Source organism: Micromonospora mirobrigensis (assembly GCF_900091555.1).
In the GTDB taxonomy this organism is placed as follows: domain Bacteria; phylum Actinomycetota; class Actinomycetes; order Mycobacteriales; family Micromonosporaceae; genus Micromonospora; species Micromonospora mirobrigensis.
Map to the genome: position 1 here is coordinate 294,629 of NZ_FMCX01000003.1, position 17,408 is coordinate 312,036.

The following is a 17,408-nucleotide window of genomic DNA, read 5'->3' on the forward strand; positions in this document are numbered from 1 at the left end:
GGACGACATGCTGCGGACGCCGTCCGCGGTCCGGGACGCGGAGCGTCACACCGCGCACAACTACCACCCGCTGCCGGTGGTGATCTCCTCCGCCGAGGGCGCCTGGGTGACCGACGTGGACGGGCGGCGCTACCTGGACTGCCTGGCCGGCTACTCGGCGCTGAACTTCGGCCACCGGCACCCCAGGCTGATCGAGGCCGCGCACGCGCAGCTCGACCGGCTCACCCTGACCAGCCGCGCCTTCATCCACGACCAGTTCGCCGACTTCTGCAAGGAGCTGGCCGAGCTGTGCGGCAAGGACCTGGTCCTGCCGATGAACACCGGCGCCGAGGCGGTGGAGACCGGCATCAAGGTCGCCCGCAAGTGGGGCTACCAGGTCAAGGGCGTCACCCCGGGCCAGGCCAACATCATCGTCGCGGACGGGAACTTCCACGGCCGGACGACCACCATCGTCAGCTTCTCCACCGACGAGGACGCCCGGGCCGACTTCGGTCCGTACACTCCCGGCTTCACGGTGGTCCCCTACGGCGACCTGGCGGCGCTGGAGGCGGCGATCGACGACAACACCGTCGCGGTGCTGCTCGAGCCGATCCAGGGTGAGCAGGGCGTCGTGGTGCCGCCGGAGGGCTACCTGCCGGGCGTCCGCCAGGTCTGCACCGACCGGAGCGTCCTCTTCATCGCCGACGAGATCCAGTCCGGCCTGGGCCGCACCGGCAGCACCTTCGCCTGCGACCTGGAGGGCGTCACCCCGGACATGTACCTGCTGGGCAAGGCACTCGGCGGCGGCATCGTCCCGGTCTCCGCGGTCGCCGCGAACGCCGACGTGCTCGGCGTGCTCCAGCCCGGCCAGCACGGCTCCACCTTCGGCGGCAACCCGCTGGCCTGCGCCGTCGCCACCGAGGTGGTCCGACTGCTGGCCACCGGCGAGTTCCAGCAGCGCTCCGCCGAGCTGGGCGAGCGGCTGCGGGCCGGCCTGGAAGGGCTGCTCGGCAAGGGCCTGGTCGCCGTCCGGGTGCGCGGTCTCTGGGCCGGCGTCGACATCGACCCGGCGCTGATGAGCGGCCGGCAGGCCTGCGAGCGGCTGATGGAGCGCGGCGTCCTGGCCAAGGACACCCACGGCTCCACCATCCGGCTCGCCCCGCCGCTGACCATCACCGCCGAGGAGATCGACCACGCGGTGGCGCAGCTCGCCGCCGTGCTGGCCGGCTGATCCTCCGTACGCGCGAAAGGGCGCCGGGACCACGACGGTCCCGGCGCCCTTTCCCGTGCTCCCGCGGTCAGACCCGCGGCAGCCGCATCGCCATGGTGGGCGCCTCGGCCATCACCGACGCGGGGGTGAACGGGGCGGCGCTGGGCAGTTCCTCGGCCCGGCCGATCTGCACCCCGGGATAGAGCTCGACCACGTCGCCGGCGCCGAGCACCCGGGACTGCTGGGGGGCGAGCGCGATCCGGTCGGTGTCGTTCATCGAGCCGGCGGGGCGGATGCCGGAGCCGTTGGTGCTGGTGTCGGTCACGATCACCTCACCAACCCGGAGTTCGAAGCGGACGTGGCCGCGGCTGATCCAGCGGCGGGCCTCGTCGTTGAGCCACTGGCCGAGCGTGACGCCGCCGGCCTGCTCCGGTGCCCGCCCGGCCACCACCGGCTGACTCTCGGTGAGCACGAACCGCTGGCGGACCAGCCCACCGATGCGCACCGCGAGGACCTCGGTACGCGGCCGCGGGCCGGCGTCGCCGAGCCGGGTCATGTGCCGGGGACAGGTCGGCACCCCGCCGCGCAGGGTGGGCGGCGGTTGCCCGGCGGGGCTGCGTTCCACCCGGGCCAGGTCGGCGAAGGCCCCGCCACCGCCGCCCGCGCCGAACAGGGCGCAGCCGGGCTCGGGGCACCGCCACTGCCGGGCCAGCAGCTTCGCGCCCGCCGCGGAGCGCGGGCCGGTCATCGGGGCCTGGCCGCCGCCGACGTGGGCGATGAAGACCGGGCCGCCGGCGCCCGGCACCGGGGCGAGCACCCGACCCGGCTGGCCGAGCCACGGGAACCGGCCGCCCAGCCCGTCGAAGCGGACCCGGCTGAGCACCGGCAGACCGAGCAGGTCGGCCACCTCCAGCATCCGGTCGCCGGGCTGGTCCAGCACCTCCACCAGGCCGTCGTCGGCCCAGCGCCGCACCACCATCCGCTCGTTGGAGGTCAGGTCGGCGTCGGAGAGCAGGGCCCGGTGGACGATCGGGTAGACCGGGACGCTGTCCTCCTCCAACTGCCGGGAGAGGGCATCGATCACCATGCCGAGCCGGAGCAGGCTGGCCGGTCGGCCGCCGTCGAGATCCTGGTAGCGGATCACCTCGGCCAGGTCGACCACGGCCCGGGCCAACGCCGGGTCGGTGCAGACCCGACCCTCGATCGCGTCCAGCACCTTGCTGATCTCGAACCTCATGGCACGACCCTACCGGGGCCTGGTCGGGGCTCCGGACGCACCGCCGCCGTCGACCCAGACCGAGATGTCCGCATCGGGTCAGCTCATCCGGCCGACGACGGTACGCAGCCGGTTCAGGTCGCGGCGCCGCCGCTCGTAGGTGGCGGCCAGGGTGATCAGGGCCAGCCCGCCCACGGCCAGGTAGATCCACCGGGGCATCAGGTCCCAGCTGAGGGCCAGCTCGTGCAGGGCCAGCAGGGCCAGGGCCACCCCGCCCAGCAGCACCGGCGCCTGCCAGCGGCGTACCGCCCCGCCGAGCACCGCGACCAGGGCGGCCACCCCGAGCAGCAACCGCCGCCACGGCTGCGGCTCGGCGGCGACCAGCACCGACACCAGGCTCGGCAGCAGCCCGGCGGCCAGGCCCGGGCCGAGCGCCAGCCAGCTGGTCAGCCCCGGACGGGCCCGCAGCGCCACCAGACCGGCGGCCAGCGCCAGGGCGGCGGCCGGCAGCGTGTACGCCTCCAGCAGCACCACCCCGCCGTCGGCCAGCAGCAGCCAGCAGCCGAGCAGTTCGCTGCCGCCGGCCACCGCGGCGAGGACCGCCCGCCGGCGGGCCGGCTCGCCGCGCCGCACCACCCGCAGCGCGACCGCCGTCCCCCACAGCACGCAGACCACGGCGGCGTGCCGCGGCGCGGCCACCGTCAGCAGCAACGCCACCAGGGCCACCGCCTGGGCGGCCGCCTCCAGGGCCCGGGCCGGCACCGGATCCCGGCGCCGCAGCACCGGCGTGACGTGCAGGACCAGCGCCGCCACGGCGAGCACCGGGAGCCCGGCGGTCCGCAGCGGCAGTCCACCGGAGAGGGTGGCGGTGACCGCGAGGCCGGTCGCCGCCACCGTCGCCAGCAGCGAGCCGAGCAACCGGGTGGCCGTGGCCCGGGCCGCCGCCCCGACCACCACGGCGGCCGCGGTCACCGCGCCCAGGGCGGCGAGCGTGCCGGCTCGGGTCGCCAGCAGCCCGACGAAACCGGCGACCGTCCACACCGTACCGAGGGGGACCAGGATCCCCACCCGGTCGTCGCGCGGGGTGGCCAGCGCCGCGACCAGCAGGGCGGCCAGACCGACCAGCACGGTCACCGCCGGTAGCACCGGCCAGGGCGCCCGGGCGGCGGCCAGCAGCAGCGGCAGCGCGGCCGCCCCGAACGGCACCGCGGGCAGGCCGAGCGCGCCGACCAGCCGGCGCCCCGACCACCGGCGGGTGACCCCGGCCCGGGGAGCCCCGGAGCCGACGGCGGCCGGGGGGCGGATCAGCGGACCGACGGCCACCGCCAGCGCCAGCAGGGCCAGCCCGGCCGGCAGCGCGCCGGCCAGCGGCACCGTGGCCGGCGCACCCGACCACGGCGCGACCGGCGGGCCGTACGGGCCGGCCAGCACGAGGAAGGTGGCGGGCAGGGCGGCCAGGGCTGCCACCCCGGCCAGGCCGAGGGCGGCGAGGCGGAGCGGCTCGTACCGGCCGGCGACCCGCGCGGCGGCCAGGGCCAGCAGGACCGCGCCGGCCGCGTACAGGGTCAGGGGCTCTCCCGGTACGGCGAACGGGGCGAGCCCGGCCGCGCCGAGCGCGACGGTGAACGCGGCGCCCGCGTACCCGGAGAGGTCCGGCCAGTGCCGGCGGACCGCGCCGAGCGCGACGGGCAGGACCGCGACGGCGGCGAATCCGGCGCGGGCCTGCCACCAGGCGCCGGCCCCCGCCCCGGCCAGCGCGACCAGCACCCCGGCCGGTACGGCCAGCAGCGCCGCGGCCAGCGCCGCCCCGGCCACCGGCGGCCGCACCCCGGTGCCCCGTCGGCCGAGCGCCGCCACCACGACCCCGGCGACCAGCACGACCGCGAGGGCGGCTCCGGCCCCGGCCGGGGCGGCGAACCCGACCAGCAGGCCGTGCCCTACCAGCAGCGTCCCGCCGACGGCGGCGGTCGCGGCCACCGCCGTGCCACGGGCGACGGTCACCGCGGCCAGCAGCAGCACCACCCCGACCGCCAGGTCCCCGGCGAGCACCGCCGGCCAGGGAGGGCCGGCCGCGGCGGGCGCCGCCAGCGCGACCAGCGGGCCACCGGCGACCAGGGTGGCCGGTCGCGCCGCCCGGGGCAGCAGCAGCGCCAGCGCGCCGGCGGTGAGCGCCACCAGCACCGGCAGCTGCCACCCCCAGTCCACGGTCGGTGCCGGTGACGCGCCCCGCCACGGCGGCAGGGACCGGTGGACCGCCCCGCCCGCGACGGCGACGGTGAGCGCGGCGGCGGGCAGCAGCAGGCCACCGGAGACCGCCAGCGCCCCCCAGCGCGGGCCGGTCCGCAACCGGCCGGGCAGCAGGCCGACCAGGCCGGCGAGCCCCACCGCCACCACCCCGGCGGCCACCCCCGACAGGCCGGCCCGCAGCTCGACCACCGGCCGGAGCAGCGCCGCCGCCAGCACCGGCACCAGCAGCCCGCCGGCGGCCAGCCGCAGCGGGCGCGCCCCGGCCACCACCGTGCCGGCGAGCAGCGTCAGCGCCACCACCAGCAGCGGCCCCCCGGCCAGCAGCGACGACCCGCCGGCCCGGCCCACCGCCAGCGGCACCAGGGCGCAACCGGCGGCGACGGTCAGCGCCCCCGCGTACGCCACCCAGGTGAGCACCAGCCCACCCACCGCCGGCCCCGCACCCGCCGTCCCGGCGACCGGCCCCACACCGGTCGCCGGGCCCCCGATCGGCGCCGGAGCGGCCGTCCCCCTCGTACGGCCGATCCGGACGCCCCGGCGGTGCAGCACCAGCACCGCCGCCAGGTCGAGCAGCGCCAGCGCCACGAGGACCAGCGCCCACCCGGACGCCCCCGGGCGGGTCCCGGCGGCCAGCAGCGGCAGCACCGGCTGGGCGGTCAGCAGCGCGGCGTACCAGGGCACGGCGAGCCGGCTGAGCCGTCCGTAACCGGCGGCGACCACCGTGGCGACCGCGCCGACCAGGCCGACGTAGCGGGTCCCCGGCCAGCCGGCCACCCCGAACAGGTCCACCGACCAGGCGGCGTACCCGTCGAGGAGGACCAGCAGCAGGCCCACCGCGGCGAACGTCTCCGCCGTGCCGCGCAGGCCGCGCCGGACCGCCACCAGCGGGACGGCCAGCACCAGCGCGGTGACCGCGGCGAGGATCAGCGCCCGGCCGGCCACCCCGACCGCCGCCCAGGCCACCGCGGTGAAGACCACCGCCGCGGTGCCCAGCAGCAGGCCACCGAGGACGAAGAGCAGCCCCTGCACCGCCCGGGTGGACGCCTCCGGCCGACCGGCCGACGCGCGGGTCGGACCGGCCGGCACGCGGGTCGGGCCACCGACCGGACCGGCCGGCACGGCGACCGGGCCGGCCACCGGCACCGGTACGCCCCGAGGCGCCGGCAGCTCGGCCCGGATCCGGGCGGCCAGCTCGGTCCGCCTCCCCTGCGCCGCCAGCAGCCGGGCGGCCAGCCCCTGGTACGCCTGCCGGGCCTGCCCCGTCTCCCGGCCGAGCAGGGCGATCTCGCGGTCCAGCCGGACCACCTCGGCGGCCGGCGGGTACGGCGGCAGCCCGCAGCCGGGACAGCCCCGGCTCAGGTCGGCGGGCGCCCCGCAGCGGGGGCAGGGGTAGGCGGTGTCATCCACCGCGCCATCCTCACCGAGCGGGCGGCGGCTCCGACAGAGTGTGCGTACTCAGGGCCGGGTCTGCTCGTGCACCCAGGCCGCGTACGCCGGGTCGCCGCACTCCACCCGGGACAGCAGGATCTCCGGCACCTCGTACGGGTGACCGGAGCGGAGCTGGTCGACCAGGGCCTGCGCCCGGTCCGGCGCGGTCTTGAACTGCACCGACCACTCGGTGCTGGTCTCCACCCCGGACCGCCACCAGTAGGTGCTGTCGACCTGGCCGCCGACCTGGGCACAGGCGGCCAGCCGGCCGGCGACGGCAGCCGCCGCCAGCAGGTCGGCGACCGAACGCGCGTCCACCACCGTCGTCACCACGCAGATCTGCTCCACCTCCGCACCCTACGCGGCGGTGACGCCGTCGCGGTTGGCCGCGATCCACTCGTCGATCCGGGCCCACCAGTCGAAGAGCCAGTCGATGCGTTCCTGCCGGCCGGCGGGGATCTCCTCCGGCGGCACCGACCAGAACCGCATCACGATCCGCTTGTCCATCGGCAGCTCCCGCCAGACGTCGGTGATGGTGAGCAGCTGGTCGAGGCCGGTGTGCGCCACGAAGATCACCCCGGCGTCGGGGGCCGCCTCCAGGGCGGCCAGCAGGCCGCCGGGCTGCGGGGCGAGCACGTGCCGCATCCGTTCGGCGCGCAGCGCCATCCGCTCCAGCCCGCGGGCGCGCAGCCGGGCGATGGCGCGCAGCCGCCGGCCGGGGGTGAAGTTGCCACCCTCGGGGAAGATCACGAAGGCGTCGTCGTCGTCCAGGCCGGTGGCCAGGTGCCCGATCTGGCCGACCACCTCGTTGCGGCCGTCCGGGCCGGGGGCGATGAACCGGTTGGGCAGCCGGTTGAGCAGCACGTCGATCGCCGGGTCCCACTGGAGGCTGGCCTTGAGCACGATGCGCGGCTCGCGGTGGAACCAGTTGACCAGCGCGTGGATCAGGATGAACGAGTCGCCGGGGCCGGCGTGCCGGCAGAGCACCAGCTCCGGGCGGCCGGGCAGGGCGGTGTCCGGGTCGGTGCCGACCACGTCGATGCTGAGCCGCAGCGTCCACCGGGCCTGCCAGAACAGCACCCGCAGGAACCAGCCGGCGAGCACGTAGTGGGCGCGTTGGAAGGCCGGCGACCGCTTGTGCGCGCCGAAGCCGGAGACGACCCAGAGCACGAAGAGGGCGAGCAGCGCCGCGGCGTCCCAGACCAGGTAGACGCAGCCGATCCAGAGCAGCCGCAGCGGGCGCAGCCGACCGGGGACGAACGGCGAGGCGGCCAGGGCGAGCAGCGCCCAGGCGGGCAGGGTGGTCACCACCAGCACCGCGAGCAGCACCACGCCGGGCGCCACGAGCAGCCGGCGGAGCCATCGCGGTGGCAGCGGCATCAGTCGTCCAGTTGGGTGGCCAGGTAGTGCCGGGTGGCCGTGTACGCGCGACTGATCCGCCGTCCCACGGCCGCCATGTCGCGGTACGCCCACGGGCTGTCGTCGCGGGGCCCACCGCCCCCGGTGGGCAGCACGTGCACCCGGACCCCCTCGGGCAGCGCCGCGAGCTCCCGGGCGAACCGGTGCCGGCGGGCGATCTCGAACGCCACCTGGGCGATCTCCCAGGGGCGTCGGGGCGGGGTGAGCTCCCGTTCGATCCGGCCCACCTGGAGCACGAAGATCTGCCGGGCGCCCTGGGTCACCGCCTCGCCGACCGGGATGGAGTTGACGATGCCACCGTCGATGTAGTGCTGGCCGCCGATCTCGGTGGGTGGCAGCAGCCCCGGCACGGAGGCGGAGGCGAGCACCGCCGGCACCAGCGGCCCGTCGTGGAACCAGTGCTCGGCGGCGCGTTCGATGTTCGCCGCGCAGCACCGGAACGGCACCTTGAGGTCGGCGAAGGTGGTCGCCTCGCCCAGCTCGCTCTCCAGCAGCCGGCGCAGCGGCCGGGGCGAGTGCAGGTGGGTACGGGCGGCGAAGCGGCGCAGCTGCCGGGCGACGGAGTCGCCGTACACCTCGCTGGCCTCGGGCGACGCCCAGAGCCGGACCAGCCGGTCGGTGACCGCCTCGGACGGGTCGGCGGCGACCAAGGCGCCGTTCACCGCCCCGATCGAGGTGCCGAGCACCATGTCCGGGCGGATCCGGGCCCGGAACAGGGCCCGCAGCATGCCCACCTCGACCGCGCCGAGCACTCCCCCGCCGCCGAGCACGAACGCCACCGGACCGCTCACCATGCGGTCCATCCTGGCACGTCCGCGCCGCCGCGCCCGGGGCAGCCGCCGCCCGCCACCGCCCGGACCGGTCGGCCGTCACGGGCCGGCGACCGGCCCGCCGCACACCGTCGCGGGAAACCGGACGAGGCGTTGACAGCCCGGACACATTGCCGCAACCTGATACCGCCCCCACCCCAGGCAGGTGCGATCCCGATGGCAGCAGCTCTGCAGGCCGGCAGTCTGCTGGCCCGGCGATACCGGCTGATCGACCAGGTCGGGGCCGGTGGCATGTCGGTGATCTGGCGAGCCCGGGACGAGGTGCTGGACCGGGTCGTGGCGCTGAAGGTGCTCGCCCCGTCGCTGGCCGCGGACGCCCGGTTCCGGGACATGGTCCGCGAGGAGGCCCGCTCGGCCGCCCAGCTGGTCCACCCGCACGTCACCTCGGTGCACGACTACGGCGAGGCGTTGGCGCCGGACGGTTCGATCACCTCGTTCGTGGTGATGGAGCTGCTCGCCGGTGAGGCGCTGGAGCGGCGACTGGCCGAGGGGCCGCTGCCCTGGCCGGCGGCGGTGGAGCTGGCCGCGCAGGTCGCCGAGGCGCTGGCCGCGGCGCACCGGCTCGGGATCGTGCACCGGGACATCACCCCGGGCAACGTCATGCTGACCTCGGTCGGGGCCAAGGTGCTGGACTTCGGCATCGCCACCCAGGTCGGCGCGCCGGACGACGACGAGGACGGCGGCACGTTCGGCACCCCGGCGTACGTGGCGCCGGAGCGGCTGGACGGGGTGCCGGCACAGCCCGCCACCGACGTCTACTCGCTGGGCGTGCTGCTCTACCAGACGTTGACCGGCCGGCTGCCGTACCCGGCGGACACCTGGGAGCAGCTGGCAACGGCGCTGGAGCGGGGCGCGCCGGCGCCGCCGGTCGTGCCGGGGCTGCCACCCGCGGTGGCCCAGGTCTGCGCGCGTTGCCTGGCCCGGGACCCGCACGACCGGCCGACCGCCCGCCAGGTGGCGGCCGCCCTGCGCGACCAGCTGCTGCCGGCCGACCCGCAGGCGGCGACCATGCTGGCGCCGACGGTCACCCTGCCGCTGGTCCCCCGGCCGGCCGGCGAGCCCGCGGCGGGGCCGGCGCCGGGCCGCCGGTGGGAGCGGCCCGCGCTGGTGACGGCCGCGGCGCTGGCCGTCGTGGTGGCGCTGGCGGTGCCGGCGCTGCGACCGGACCGGTCACCGCCGCTGGTGGCGCCGACCGTCGCCCCGGCGCCCACCTCCGTCGCGCCGACGACCACCCCGCCCCGGCCGGCGCCCGCGCCGTCCCGCACCACCGGCCGGCCGGCCGCCCCGTCGACGGCCGCCCCGCAGCCCGGGGAGAGCCTGATCGAGGTGGCCGCCCGGGTGGAGGGGCTGATCGGTGACGGGGTGAGCGCCGGTGACATCCGCTCGGACGTCGGGCTGGACCTGCGCAACGAGCTACGCAACCTGACCGCCGCGGCGGGCGACGGGCGCGGCGACCTGGCCACCCCGGTGGCCCGGCTGCGCGAGAAGGTCACCGTCCGCCTCCGCGAGGGCGCCATCACCCCCGAGTACGCCCGGCAACTGGACGCCGCGATCGTCGCCCTCGGCACCGCCCGGGTCTGACCGCCGGTCAGCGGGCGGCGATCGGCTCCCGGACGACGGTCAGCGCCTGCCGGCGGTAGATCTCCTCGTAGCCCCGCGCCATCCGCTCGGTGGAGAAGTTCTCCGCGACGTGCGCCACGCAGGCGGCCGGGTCGAGCCGGTCCGCGGCCCCCAGCGCGGCTGGCAGCTCGTCGGCGCGCTCGCAGATCAGGCCGGTCACGCCCGGCCGGACCAGCTCCGGCACCGCGCCCCGGTTCAGCGCCACCACCGGCGTGCCGGTGGCCATCGCCTCGACCATCACCATGCCGAACGGTTCCTCCCACTGGATCGGCATGATCAGGCAGCGGGCATGGAGCAACATCCGCAGCGTCTCCTGCCGGTCGGCGTTGAGCACCACGTCCACGTCCTCGTCCAGCATCGGCGCGACGACCTGCTCGTAGTAGCGGCGCTCGGCCGGCTCGTTGCACTTCCCGGCCAGGGTCAACGGCAGCCCTGCCGCCCGGCACGCCCGGATGGCCACTTCGGGGCCCTTGTCCGGGCTGAACCGGGCCAGCCAGAGCACCGGCCCGCCGCCGGTGGTCCGTTTGTGTGGGATGTCCCGGACGTCCATCGCGTTGTGCACCGTGCCCACCCAGGGCAGCCGGGGGTTGGCCCGGCGCTGGGTGTTCGAGATGGCCACCAGGCCCACCCCGCGGTCGGTGTCGCCGAGCACGTCGCCGTACTCGCCCACCGGGTTGCCGTGCACGGTGGCGACGGTCGGGACCGTACGACGACGGGCCACCAGCGGGCCGATGGTGGTGTGGTCGTGCACCAGGTCGAAGTCGGCCGGGTCGAGCAGTTGGCGGACCCGGGAGAGGTGGGCCAGCTCGGGCAGCGACTCGCCCAGCCGGTCGAACTGGAGGTCGGCCACGGTGGAGACGAAGTGGGCGGGGGTTCCGTGGTGCTGCCCGGCGCCGAAGACCGTCACCGCGTGGCCGTGCCCGACCAGGGTCTCCACCAGGCCGGCCACCACCTGCTCCAGCCCGCCGTAACCGGGCGGCGGCACCGACAGCCACGGCGGGACCACCATGGCTATCCGCAGTGGCCGTTCGTCCGTCCGGTCGGCCGGAAGGTGGTGCACGGCCACGAGTCCTCCCCCGATGTGCCCGGTGAACGTGATCGTCGGCGCTTTCCCCACCGCCGCCGTGGCAAACGACTGTCAGCCGGTCAGCACCAGGCGGGCGTCGACCGTCCGCACGCCGGGGGCGGACCAGGCCACCCGCTCGGCCTCGTCGCGGTCCCGGGCGTTGCGCACCTCACCGGTGAGCAGCACGGTGTCCCCCACCAGCCGGACGTCCACCCGCCCGGTCCCGGGCCGCCGGCGCAGGGCGCGCAGCAGGTCCCGGACGACCTCCTCGGGCGGGGGCGGCGCCGCCGGGCGGACCTCGACCAGGTCGGTCACCCCGCGTACGCCCCGCAGCCGGCGCAACTCCCCCTCGGCGGTACGCCGTTGCCAGCCGAACTCGACCTCGCCACGGAGCACCACCCAGCCGTTGGCGACCGTCACGTCCAGCCGCTCGGCGGGGACGAAGCTGTCCCACTCCAGCGCCCGGGCGGCCGCGATGGCGATCTCGGTGTCGGCCGGCTCGTCGTCGGGTTCGAGGCGTACCTCGAGGTCACCGGCGACGGCGCGGACGCCGGCGACGCGCGTTCCACCGCCCACTTGCGGGCGTAGCTGTCCACCCGGCCGGTCAGGGTGACCACCCCGTCGTGGACGCTCACCCCGATCTCCCCGGGCCGGGCCCGGGCGTCCCAGCGCAGCTCGTCGAGGACGGCGCGCTGGAGGTCCGGATCGGTACGGGTGGCTGCCGTGGTCATCGCGTCCCCTTCGGCTCGGCGCTCCTCGCGCGGCCAGCGTGCCGGCCGGGCGGGTGAGGCCGGTTCACCCGGTCGGGGTGAACCCGCCGGAGGGGAAGAACGGGCGGCGGGTGACGCGCCAACCCCCTTGGCTCGTCACCCGCCGCCCCGGCGGGAGGTGCGCCGCGCCAACCCCCTTGGCCCGTCGCCCCGCCCCCCTGAAGGAAGTCGATGTCGTTATGACGTCTCGGAGAGCGTCGCGGTTGCCGTCCGGGCGGAACCGTTTCGCTTGAATTCCACCTCGACCCGGTCGCCGACCTTGCCGGCCTGCACGGCGCCGACCAGATCGTTCGAGTCGTTGATCACCTTGTCACCGAACTTGGTGATCACGTCGCCGCGCTGGAGGCCGGCCTTCTCGGCCGCGCTGCCCGGCACGACGGCGGCGACCAGGGCGCCCCCGTCCTCCGCGGCGTTCACGCTGACCCCGAGTGACGGGTGGCTGACCTTCTCGCCGCGCTGGAGCTTGCTGGCGACGTCCTTGGCCTTGTTGCTCGGGATGGCGAAGCCGACGCCGATGTTGCCGTTGCTGCCCTGGCCGGCGGTGGCGATCGCGGTGTTGATGCCGATCACCTGACCGCGGGTGTTGACCAGCGCGCCGCCGGAGTTGCCGGGGTTGATCGGGGCGTCGGTCTGGAGTAGGCCGGAGATCGAGCTGGCGCCCTGCTGCGGGTTCGGCTGCTGCTGGCCCTCGCCGGCCTGGATGGTCCGGTCCCGGGCGCTGAGGATGCCGGCGGTGACCGAACCCTGGAGGCCGAGCGGGCTGCCCAGGGCGAGCACCTGGTCGCCGACCTGCATGGCGTCGCTGTCGCCGAAGGTCGCCGCCTTCAGGCCGCTGACCCCGCCGGCCTTCACCACGGCCAGGTCGGTCTTCGGGTCGGTTCCGACGATCTTGGCCTGGGCGGTCTTGCCGTCGGCGAAGACCACCCGCACGGTGTCCCCGCTGGCGGAGGCGACCACGTGGTTGTTGGTGAGCACGTAGCCGTCGGCGCTGAGGATGACGCCGGAGCCCTCACCGCTGTCGGTGATGATCGACACGACGCTGTCCTGCACGGCCGCAGCGATCTTGGGCAGGTCGGCGCTGTTGATCACCGGTGCGGCGCTGTAGGTGCGGGTGACCCCGCCGTGGTCGCCCACGGCGAGCGCGAGCGCACCGCCGGCCACCCCGGAACCGAACATCAGGGCCAGTACGGCGACCCCCGCGCCGACGAACTTGGCCGCCCGGCCGGGCCGGTGCGGTGCCGCCTGACCCCACGGCGGCATCGGCGCGCCCGGGTGCTGCTGACCCGGGTAGCCGGGGTGACCCGCCGCCCAGCCGGACTGCTGCTGCGGGTACTGCTGGCCCGGGTACCAGTGGGCCCCGGGGTACTGGCCGGCCTGCTGCTGGCCACCCGGCCAGGACGTACCGGGGTATCCGGTGGTGCCGTAGGGACCGGGGGTCGGGGCGGTGCCGTAGGCGCCGGAGGCCGGGGCGGCGCTCGCGGTGCCGTAGGGACCGGAGGTCGGGGCCACGCCGGGAGTGCCGTAGGGGCCGGAGGTCGGGGTGTCACCGGTGGGGTCGACCCGGCCGGCGTCGGTGGCCGCACGGTCGCCGGGGCCGGTGGAGGAGTCGGCCTGCCCGCGCTCGGCGCGGGGCAGCTCGGCGGTGGGGTGCGACGGCTCGGCGTCGGAGGTGGCCGGCCGCCACTGCGGGTCGGTCTCGTGCTCGCTCATGGGTACAGCTTTCCCCTCGCCACTGCGATCCGCCTGGAACCCACCTGAATGTTCGCTGGAAGTCACTCGTCCTCACCCTCGGTGTCCGGGATCAGCGGCAGCCGCACCCGGAAGGTGGCCCCACCACCCGGGGTGTCGACCGCCTCCACGCTGCCCCGGTGGGCGGCCACCAGGGCCGCGACGATGGCCAGCCCGAGACCGGTGCTGGTGGCGCCGGTGGCCCGCCGGGTCCGCGCCGCGTCCACCCGGTAGAAGCGTTCGAAGACCCGCTCCGCCTGCTCGGGGGTGAGCCCGGGGCCGGTGTCGGCCACCTCGACCACCGCCAGGTGGCCCGGTTCGGCACGCAACCGCAGGGTCACCCCCGCCTCGGGCGGAGTGTGGGTGAGCGCGTTGGTCATCAGGTTGCCGATCACCTGGCGGAGCCGGGCGTCGTCGCCGTACACCACCAGCGGGCCGGAGCCCGGCTCGATCTCCAGCTCGATCCGGCGGTCCGGGGCGACCACCCGGGCCGCCTCGACGGCGTCGGTGGCCAGCACCGGCAGCTCCACCGGGGCGAGCGAGAGCGGCCGCTCCCGGTCCAGCCGGGCCAGCAGCAGCAGGTCCTCGACCAGCAGCCCCATCCGGGCCGCCTCGTCCTCGATCCGGCGCAGCAGGTCACCGGTCTGCTGCGGCTCGCGGGCCGCACCCTGTCGGTACAGCTCGGCGAAGCCGCGGATGGTGGTCAGTGGCGTACGCAGCTCGTGCGAGGCGTCCGCGATGAACTGCCGCATCCGCTCCTCGGACCGCCGGGCCCGCGCCTCGGACGCCTGCGCGGCGGCCGCGGCGTCCCGAGCGCCGACCTCGGCCGAACGGGCCGCGGACTCCGAGGCCGCCCGCGCGGTGAAGGCCGCCTCGATCTGGGTGAGCATCGCGTTCAACGCCCGGGAGAGCCGGCCCAGCTCCGAGGTGGGGCAGGCCCGCCCCTCCTCCGGGTCGGGCACCCGGCGGCTGAGGTCCCCGCCGGCGATCGCGGCGGCGGTACGTTCGATCTCGACCAACGGTTTCAGGCTGGTCCGCACGATGGCCGCGCCGATCGAGGCGAGCAGGATCAGCACCGCGCCGCCGACCAGCAGGTCTATCCAGATCAGCCGCTTCACGGCCTGGTCGACGCTGGTCAGGTGCTGGCCGATCGCCATGTAGGTGCCGTTGCCGAGGTCGATGTAGAGCATCCGCCAGCGGGTCCGGCCGTCCTCCGAGCGTACGGTGAACGGGTCCCCGACCTTGGCCGCGAAGCCCTGGACGTCGTCGGGGACCTGCGGCAGCTCGGCCCAGCTCAGTCCCCGGTAGCCGTACGGACCCCCCACACCGAACCGCTGGGAGGCCTCGGCCGCCACGTACTCGCTGGGGATGTTGATCTCGATCGGGCGGCCCTGCGCCCGGGCCAGCACCTCGGCCACCCCGGCGTGGTCCCGGCTCAGCTGTGCGTCGACCTGGTCCATCAGGTAGTCACGCAGGAAGTACGTGGTCAGCGAGCTGATCACCACCAGGGCCATGGCGACCAGGGCGAGCACCGCGGCGACCAGCTTGACCCGCAGCGGGACGCTCCTCAGCTTGCCCTTGGCCCCGGCAACCGCGTTCACGCCGCCGGCTTGCGCAGGACGTACCCCACGCCACGCAGGGTGTGGATCAGCCGGGGCTGGGTGTTGTCGACCTTGCGCCGCAGGTAGGAGATGTACGACTCGACGATGTTGTCGTCACCGCGGAAGTCGTAGTTCCACACGTGGTCGAGGATCTGCGCCTTGGACAGCACCCGGTTGGCGTTGAGCATCAGGTAGCGCAGCAGCTTGAACTCGGTCGGCGAGAGCTGCACCCGCTGCCCGGCCCGGTGCACCTCGTGGGTCTCCTCGTCCAGCTCCAGGTCGGCGAAGGTGAGCCGGGACGGGGCCTGCTCGCCGCTGGCCGTACGCCGCAGCACCGCCCGGATCCGGGCGGTCAGCTCCTCCAGGCTGAACGGCTTGGTGACGTAGTCGTCGCCGCCCAGGGTGAGCCCGCGGATCTTGTCGTCGGTGGCGTCCCGGGCGGTCAGGAAGACCACCGGGGTACGCGTACCGCCCTCGCGGAGCATCCGGATCACCTCGAAGCCGTCGAGGTCCGGCAGCATCACGTCGAGCACGACGAGGTCGGGGCGGTGGTCCTTGGCGGTGCTCAGCGCCGAGCTGCCGCTGGTCGCGGTCGCCACGTCGAAGCCGGCGAACCGCAGGCTCGCGGAGAGCAGTTCGAGGATGTTGGGGTCGTCCTCGACGACGAGAAGTCGCGCCTCGGTCTGGGTAGCGGCCATGTGCCCATCATCCGTGCAGTGCCTGCGGGGGCGCTGGGCGCTTCCTGGAAAAACCCTGTGAGCCCACCGCCCGATCTCCCGGCCGGCTCAGCGCAACAGCCGGCGCAGCCCGTCCAGCGCCCCGTCGAGCAGCCGGATCGCCGTGCGCAGCTGGGTGTCGCTGAGCCGCCCGGCCCGGACCAGCGCGCCCACCTCGACGGTGAAGGCGGCCAGCCGCTGGTCGAACTCGGCCAGCAGCGGCGAGCCGGCGGTCGGCGGCGGGGTGGACGGGGCGGGCCGGTGCGGGGGCGGCGTCCAGCCGGCCCGTCGGGTCTGCCGGGTGGCGTCGCGCAGCTCCCGTTTGAGGTTGCGGACGGAGCCGCGTACCTCGCTCTGGATCTCGCCGGCCAGCCCGGAGAGGTCCTCGACGGAGGCGGTGATGTCCGACTCCAGGGCGTCCACCTCGCCGGCCCGCTGGCGCAGCTCGGCCCGACCGGCGTCGGTGATCCGGTAGACCTTCCGCCCACCGGCGGCGGTGTGTTCGACCAGCCCCTCGGTCTCCAGCCGGGCCAGTCGCGGGTAGATGGTGCCGGCGCTGGGGGCGTACAGGCCGAGGAAGCGGTCCTCGAGGAGGCGGATCAGCTCGTACCCGTGCTTCGGGCCGTCGTCGAGCAGCTTGAGCAGGTAGAGCCGGAGCCGCCCGTGACTGAACACGGCGGTCACGGCTGCTCCTCACGGTCGGTGTCGTCGTCGGTCACCGGCCGGGCGAGCAGGGCGATGCTGCCGGAGGTGGCGGAGGCCCAGAGCTTACCCGCGCCGCCACCGAGCACCCCGTGGCTGTCCTTGGTGGCGCCGAACCCACCCAGCACCTGGATCTCGGGGAACCCGCTGGTGATCCGGCCGGAGGTGGTGTGCAGGTGCACGGCGAGGTCGCTGTCCTCGCGTACCCGGACGGTGATGCTGCCCGAGATGGCGCTGAGCCGGATCTCCCCGCCCCGGGGGTTGTCCAGGTCGCAGGTGATGGCGCCGGAGACGGTGCTGGCCTGGACCCGCTCGGCGGGGCTGTCGGCGAGGATCACCTCGCCGGAGACGGCCTCCAGGGTGAGGTCGCCCGCCACGCCGAGCGCCTCGACCGGGCCGGAGGTCACCTTGGCGAAGGTCCGGCCGCGCAGCCCCATCAGGGTGATCCGGCCGGCGGTGACGTCGACCCGGGTGTCGCCGCGCAGGCCGGAGGCGACCAGGTCGCCGGCGACCAGGCGCAGGTCGGCCAGGACGTCGGCCGGGACGGCGATCGAGACGTCCGCCCGGAACCGCCGGCCCAGCTGCCCGAGCCACCACTGCACGCCGGGCCACTTCGGGCGCCGCTCGTGGGCCACCCGGAGCCGGCCGTCGCGGTGCTCGACGACGACCGGTCGCTGGCTGACCCGGGTGATGTCCACCCGGGCCGGCCCGTCCGTGGCGACCACGTTGAGCCGCCCGCTGACCAGGCTGACGTCCAGGTGGGTGAGGGGCCCGTCCAGCGTCATCCGCTGCGGGCTGTCGACGGTCCAGCTGGTCATGGCGGGCCTCCCTCTCGACGACACGCACCGGTGGCGCGTCGAACGAGGGAAGCATAAC

Annotated in this window: 13 protein-coding genes and 1 pseudogene; 2 read left to right on the top strand and 12 right to left on the bottom strand. The window is 75.8% G+C overall.

The features are described from left to right. Window positions 1-7: 7 nt before the first annotated feature. Window positions 8-1,210 carry an ornithine--oxo-acid transaminase gene (rocD, locus tag GA0070564_RS12505; protein WP_091609122.1) on the top strand — a complete coding sequence of 401 codons (1,203 nt, stop codon included), beginning with the start codon at window positions 8-10 and terminating at the stop codon, window positions 1,208-1,210. A gap of 67 nt (window positions 1,211-1,277) precedes the next feature. Here the strand turns inward: rocD and GA0070564_RS12510 are convergent, their stop codons facing one another. The 5 genes from GA0070564_RS12510 to GA0070564_RS12530 form a co-directional block, all read right to left on the bottom strand. Further along, on the bottom strand, window positions 1,278-2,426 hold the full coding sequence (locus GA0070564_RS12510) for an FHA domain-containing protein (protein WP_091608013.1): 1,149 nt from the start codon (window positions 2,424-2,426) through the stop codon (window positions 1,278-1,280). 78 nt (window positions 2,427-2,504) lie between these two features. Continuing rightward, window positions 2,505-6,059: an SCO7613 C-terminal domain-containing membrane protein gene (locus GA0070564_RS12515; protein ID WP_091608016.1), complete on the bottom strand. Its 3,555-nt coding sequence runs from the start codon at window positions 6,057-6,059 to the stop codon at window positions 2,505-2,507. Between the two features lie 48 nt (window positions 6,060-6,107). Beyond that, window positions 6,108-6,428 (bottom strand): divalent-cation tolerance protein CutA, encoded by a 321-nt coding sequence (cutA, locus tag GA0070564_RS12520; RefSeq protein WP_091608019.1) that lies wholly within the window; start codon window positions 6,426-6,428, stop codon window positions 6,108-6,110. A gap of 9 nt (window positions 6,429-6,437) precedes the next feature. Continuing rightward, complete coding sequence (locus GA0070564_RS12525) at window positions 6,438-7,460, bottom strand: 1-acyl-sn-glycerol-3-phosphate acyltransferase (protein WP_091608022.1); 1,023 nt, start codon at window positions 7,458-7,460, stop codon at window positions 6,438-6,440. Further along, window positions 7,460-8,293 (bottom strand): patatin-like phospholipase family protein, encoded by an 834-nt coding sequence (locus tag GA0070564_RS12530; protein ID WP_091609124.1) that lies wholly within the window; start codon window positions 8,291-8,293, stop codon window positions 7,460-7,462. The genes GA0070564_RS12525 and GA0070564_RS12530 overlap by 1 nt, the downstream gene beginning before the upstream one ends. A gap of 192 nt (window positions 8,294-8,485) precedes the next feature. On the opposite strand from GA0070564_RS12530, the gene GA0070564_RS12535 reads away from it, so the two are divergent. Beyond that, window positions 8,486-9,910 carry a serine/threonine-protein kinase gene (locus tag GA0070564_RS12535; RefSeq protein WP_091608025.1) on the top strand — a complete coding sequence of 475 codons (1,425 nt, stop codon included), beginning with the start codon at window positions 8,486-8,488 and terminating at the stop codon, window positions 9,908-9,910. 7 nt (window positions 9,911-9,917) lie between these two features. Here the strand turns inward: GA0070564_RS12535 and GA0070564_RS12540 are convergent, their stop codons facing one another. The 7 genes and pseudogenes from GA0070564_RS12540 to GA0070564_RS12570 all read right to left on the bottom strand — a co-directional run bounded on the left by GA0070564_RS12540 (window position 9,918) and on the right by GA0070564_RS12570 (window position 17,350). Then, window positions 9,918-10,958, bottom strand: a complete 1,041-nt coding sequence (locus GA0070564_RS12540) for a glycosyltransferase family 4 protein (RefSeq protein ID WP_091609127.1) — start codon at window positions 10,956-10,958, stop codon at window positions 9,918-9,920. A gap of 129 nt (window positions 10,959-11,087) precedes the next feature. Then, window positions 11,088-11,746, bottom strand: a pseudogene (locus tag GA0070564_RS12545) (BON domain-containing protein). Window positions 11,747-11,962: 216 nt separating this feature from the next. Further along, complete coding sequence (locus GA0070564_RS12550) at window positions 11,963-13,495, bottom strand: trypsin-like peptidase domain-containing protein (RefSeq protein ID WP_091608027.1); 1,533 nt, start codon at window positions 13,493-13,495, stop codon at window positions 11,963-11,965. A 62-nt stretch (window positions 13,496-13,557) separates the two neighbouring features. Continuing rightward, the gene (locus tag GA0070564_RS12555; RefSeq protein ID WP_091608030.1) at window positions 13,558-15,114 is read right to left on the bottom strand and encodes a HAMP domain-containing sensor histidine kinase; all 1,557 of its coding nucleotides are present in this window, start codon (window positions 15,112-15,114) and stop codon (window positions 13,558-13,560) included. Continuing rightward, window positions 15,111-15,812 (bottom strand): response regulator transcription factor, encoded by a 702-nt coding sequence (locus GA0070564_RS12560; RefSeq protein WP_088972994.1) that lies wholly within the window; start codon window positions 15,810-15,812, stop codon window positions 15,111-15,113. Before GA0070564_RS12560 ends, GA0070564_RS12555 begins: the two co-directional genes overlap by 4 nt. A gap of 87 nt (window positions 15,813-15,899) precedes the next feature. After that, window positions 15,900-16,514, bottom strand: coding sequence for a PadR family transcriptional regulator (locus GA0070564_RS12565; RefSeq protein WP_091608034.1), 615 nt, complete (start codon window positions 16,512-16,514; stop codon window positions 15,900-15,902). Next, window positions 16,511-17,350, bottom strand: a complete 840-nt coding sequence (locus GA0070564_RS12570; protein WP_091608037.1) for a DUF4097 family beta strand repeat-containing protein — start codon at window positions 17,348-17,350, stop codon at window positions 16,511-16,513. Before GA0070564_RS12570 ends, GA0070564_RS12565 begins: the two co-directional genes overlap by 4 nt. Window positions 17,351-17,408: the final 58 nt, after the last annotated feature.

What these genes read in the sequence shown, in the direction of transcription:
- GA0070564_RS12550 (WP_091608027.1), bottom strand. Translation starts at nt 13,495, where the DNA reads ATGAGCGAGCACGAGACCGACCCGCAGTGGCGGCCGGCCACCTCCGAC.
- GA0070564_RS12525 (WP_091608022.1), bottom strand. Translation starts at nt 7,460, where the DNA reads ATGCCGCTGCCACCGCGATGGCTCCGCCGGCTGCTCGTGGCGCCCGGC.
- GA0070564_RS12510 (WP_091608013.1), bottom strand. Translation starts at nt 2,426, where the DNA reads ATGAGGTTCGAGATCAGCAAGGTGCTGGACGCGATCGAGGGTCGGGTC.
- GA0070564_RS12560 (WP_088972994.1), bottom strand. Translation starts at nt 15,812, where the DNA reads ATGGCCGCTACCCAGACCGAGGCGCGACTTCTCGTCGTCGAGGACGAC.
- GA0070564_RS12540 (WP_091609127.1), bottom strand. Translation starts at nt 10,958, where the DNA reads ATGGTGGTCCCGCCGTGGCTGTCGGTGCCGCCGCCCGGTTACGGCGGG.
- rocD (WP_091609122.1), top strand. Translation starts at nt 8, where the DNA reads ATGCTGCGGACGCCGTCCGCGGTCCGGGACGCGGAGCGTCACACCGCG.
- GA0070564_RS12570 (WP_091608037.1), bottom strand. Translation starts at nt 17,350, where the DNA reads ATGACCAGCTGGACCGTCGACAGCCCGCAGCGGATGACGCTGGACGGG.
- GA0070564_RS12535 (WP_091608025.1), top strand. Translation starts at nt 8,486, where the DNA reads ATGGCAGCAGCTCTGCAGGCCGGCAGTCTGCTGGCCCGGCGATACCGG.
- GA0070564_RS12530 (WP_091609124.1), bottom strand. Translation starts at nt 8,293, where the DNA reads ATGGTGAGCGGTCCGGTGGCGTTCGTGCTCGGCGGCGGGGGAGTGCTC.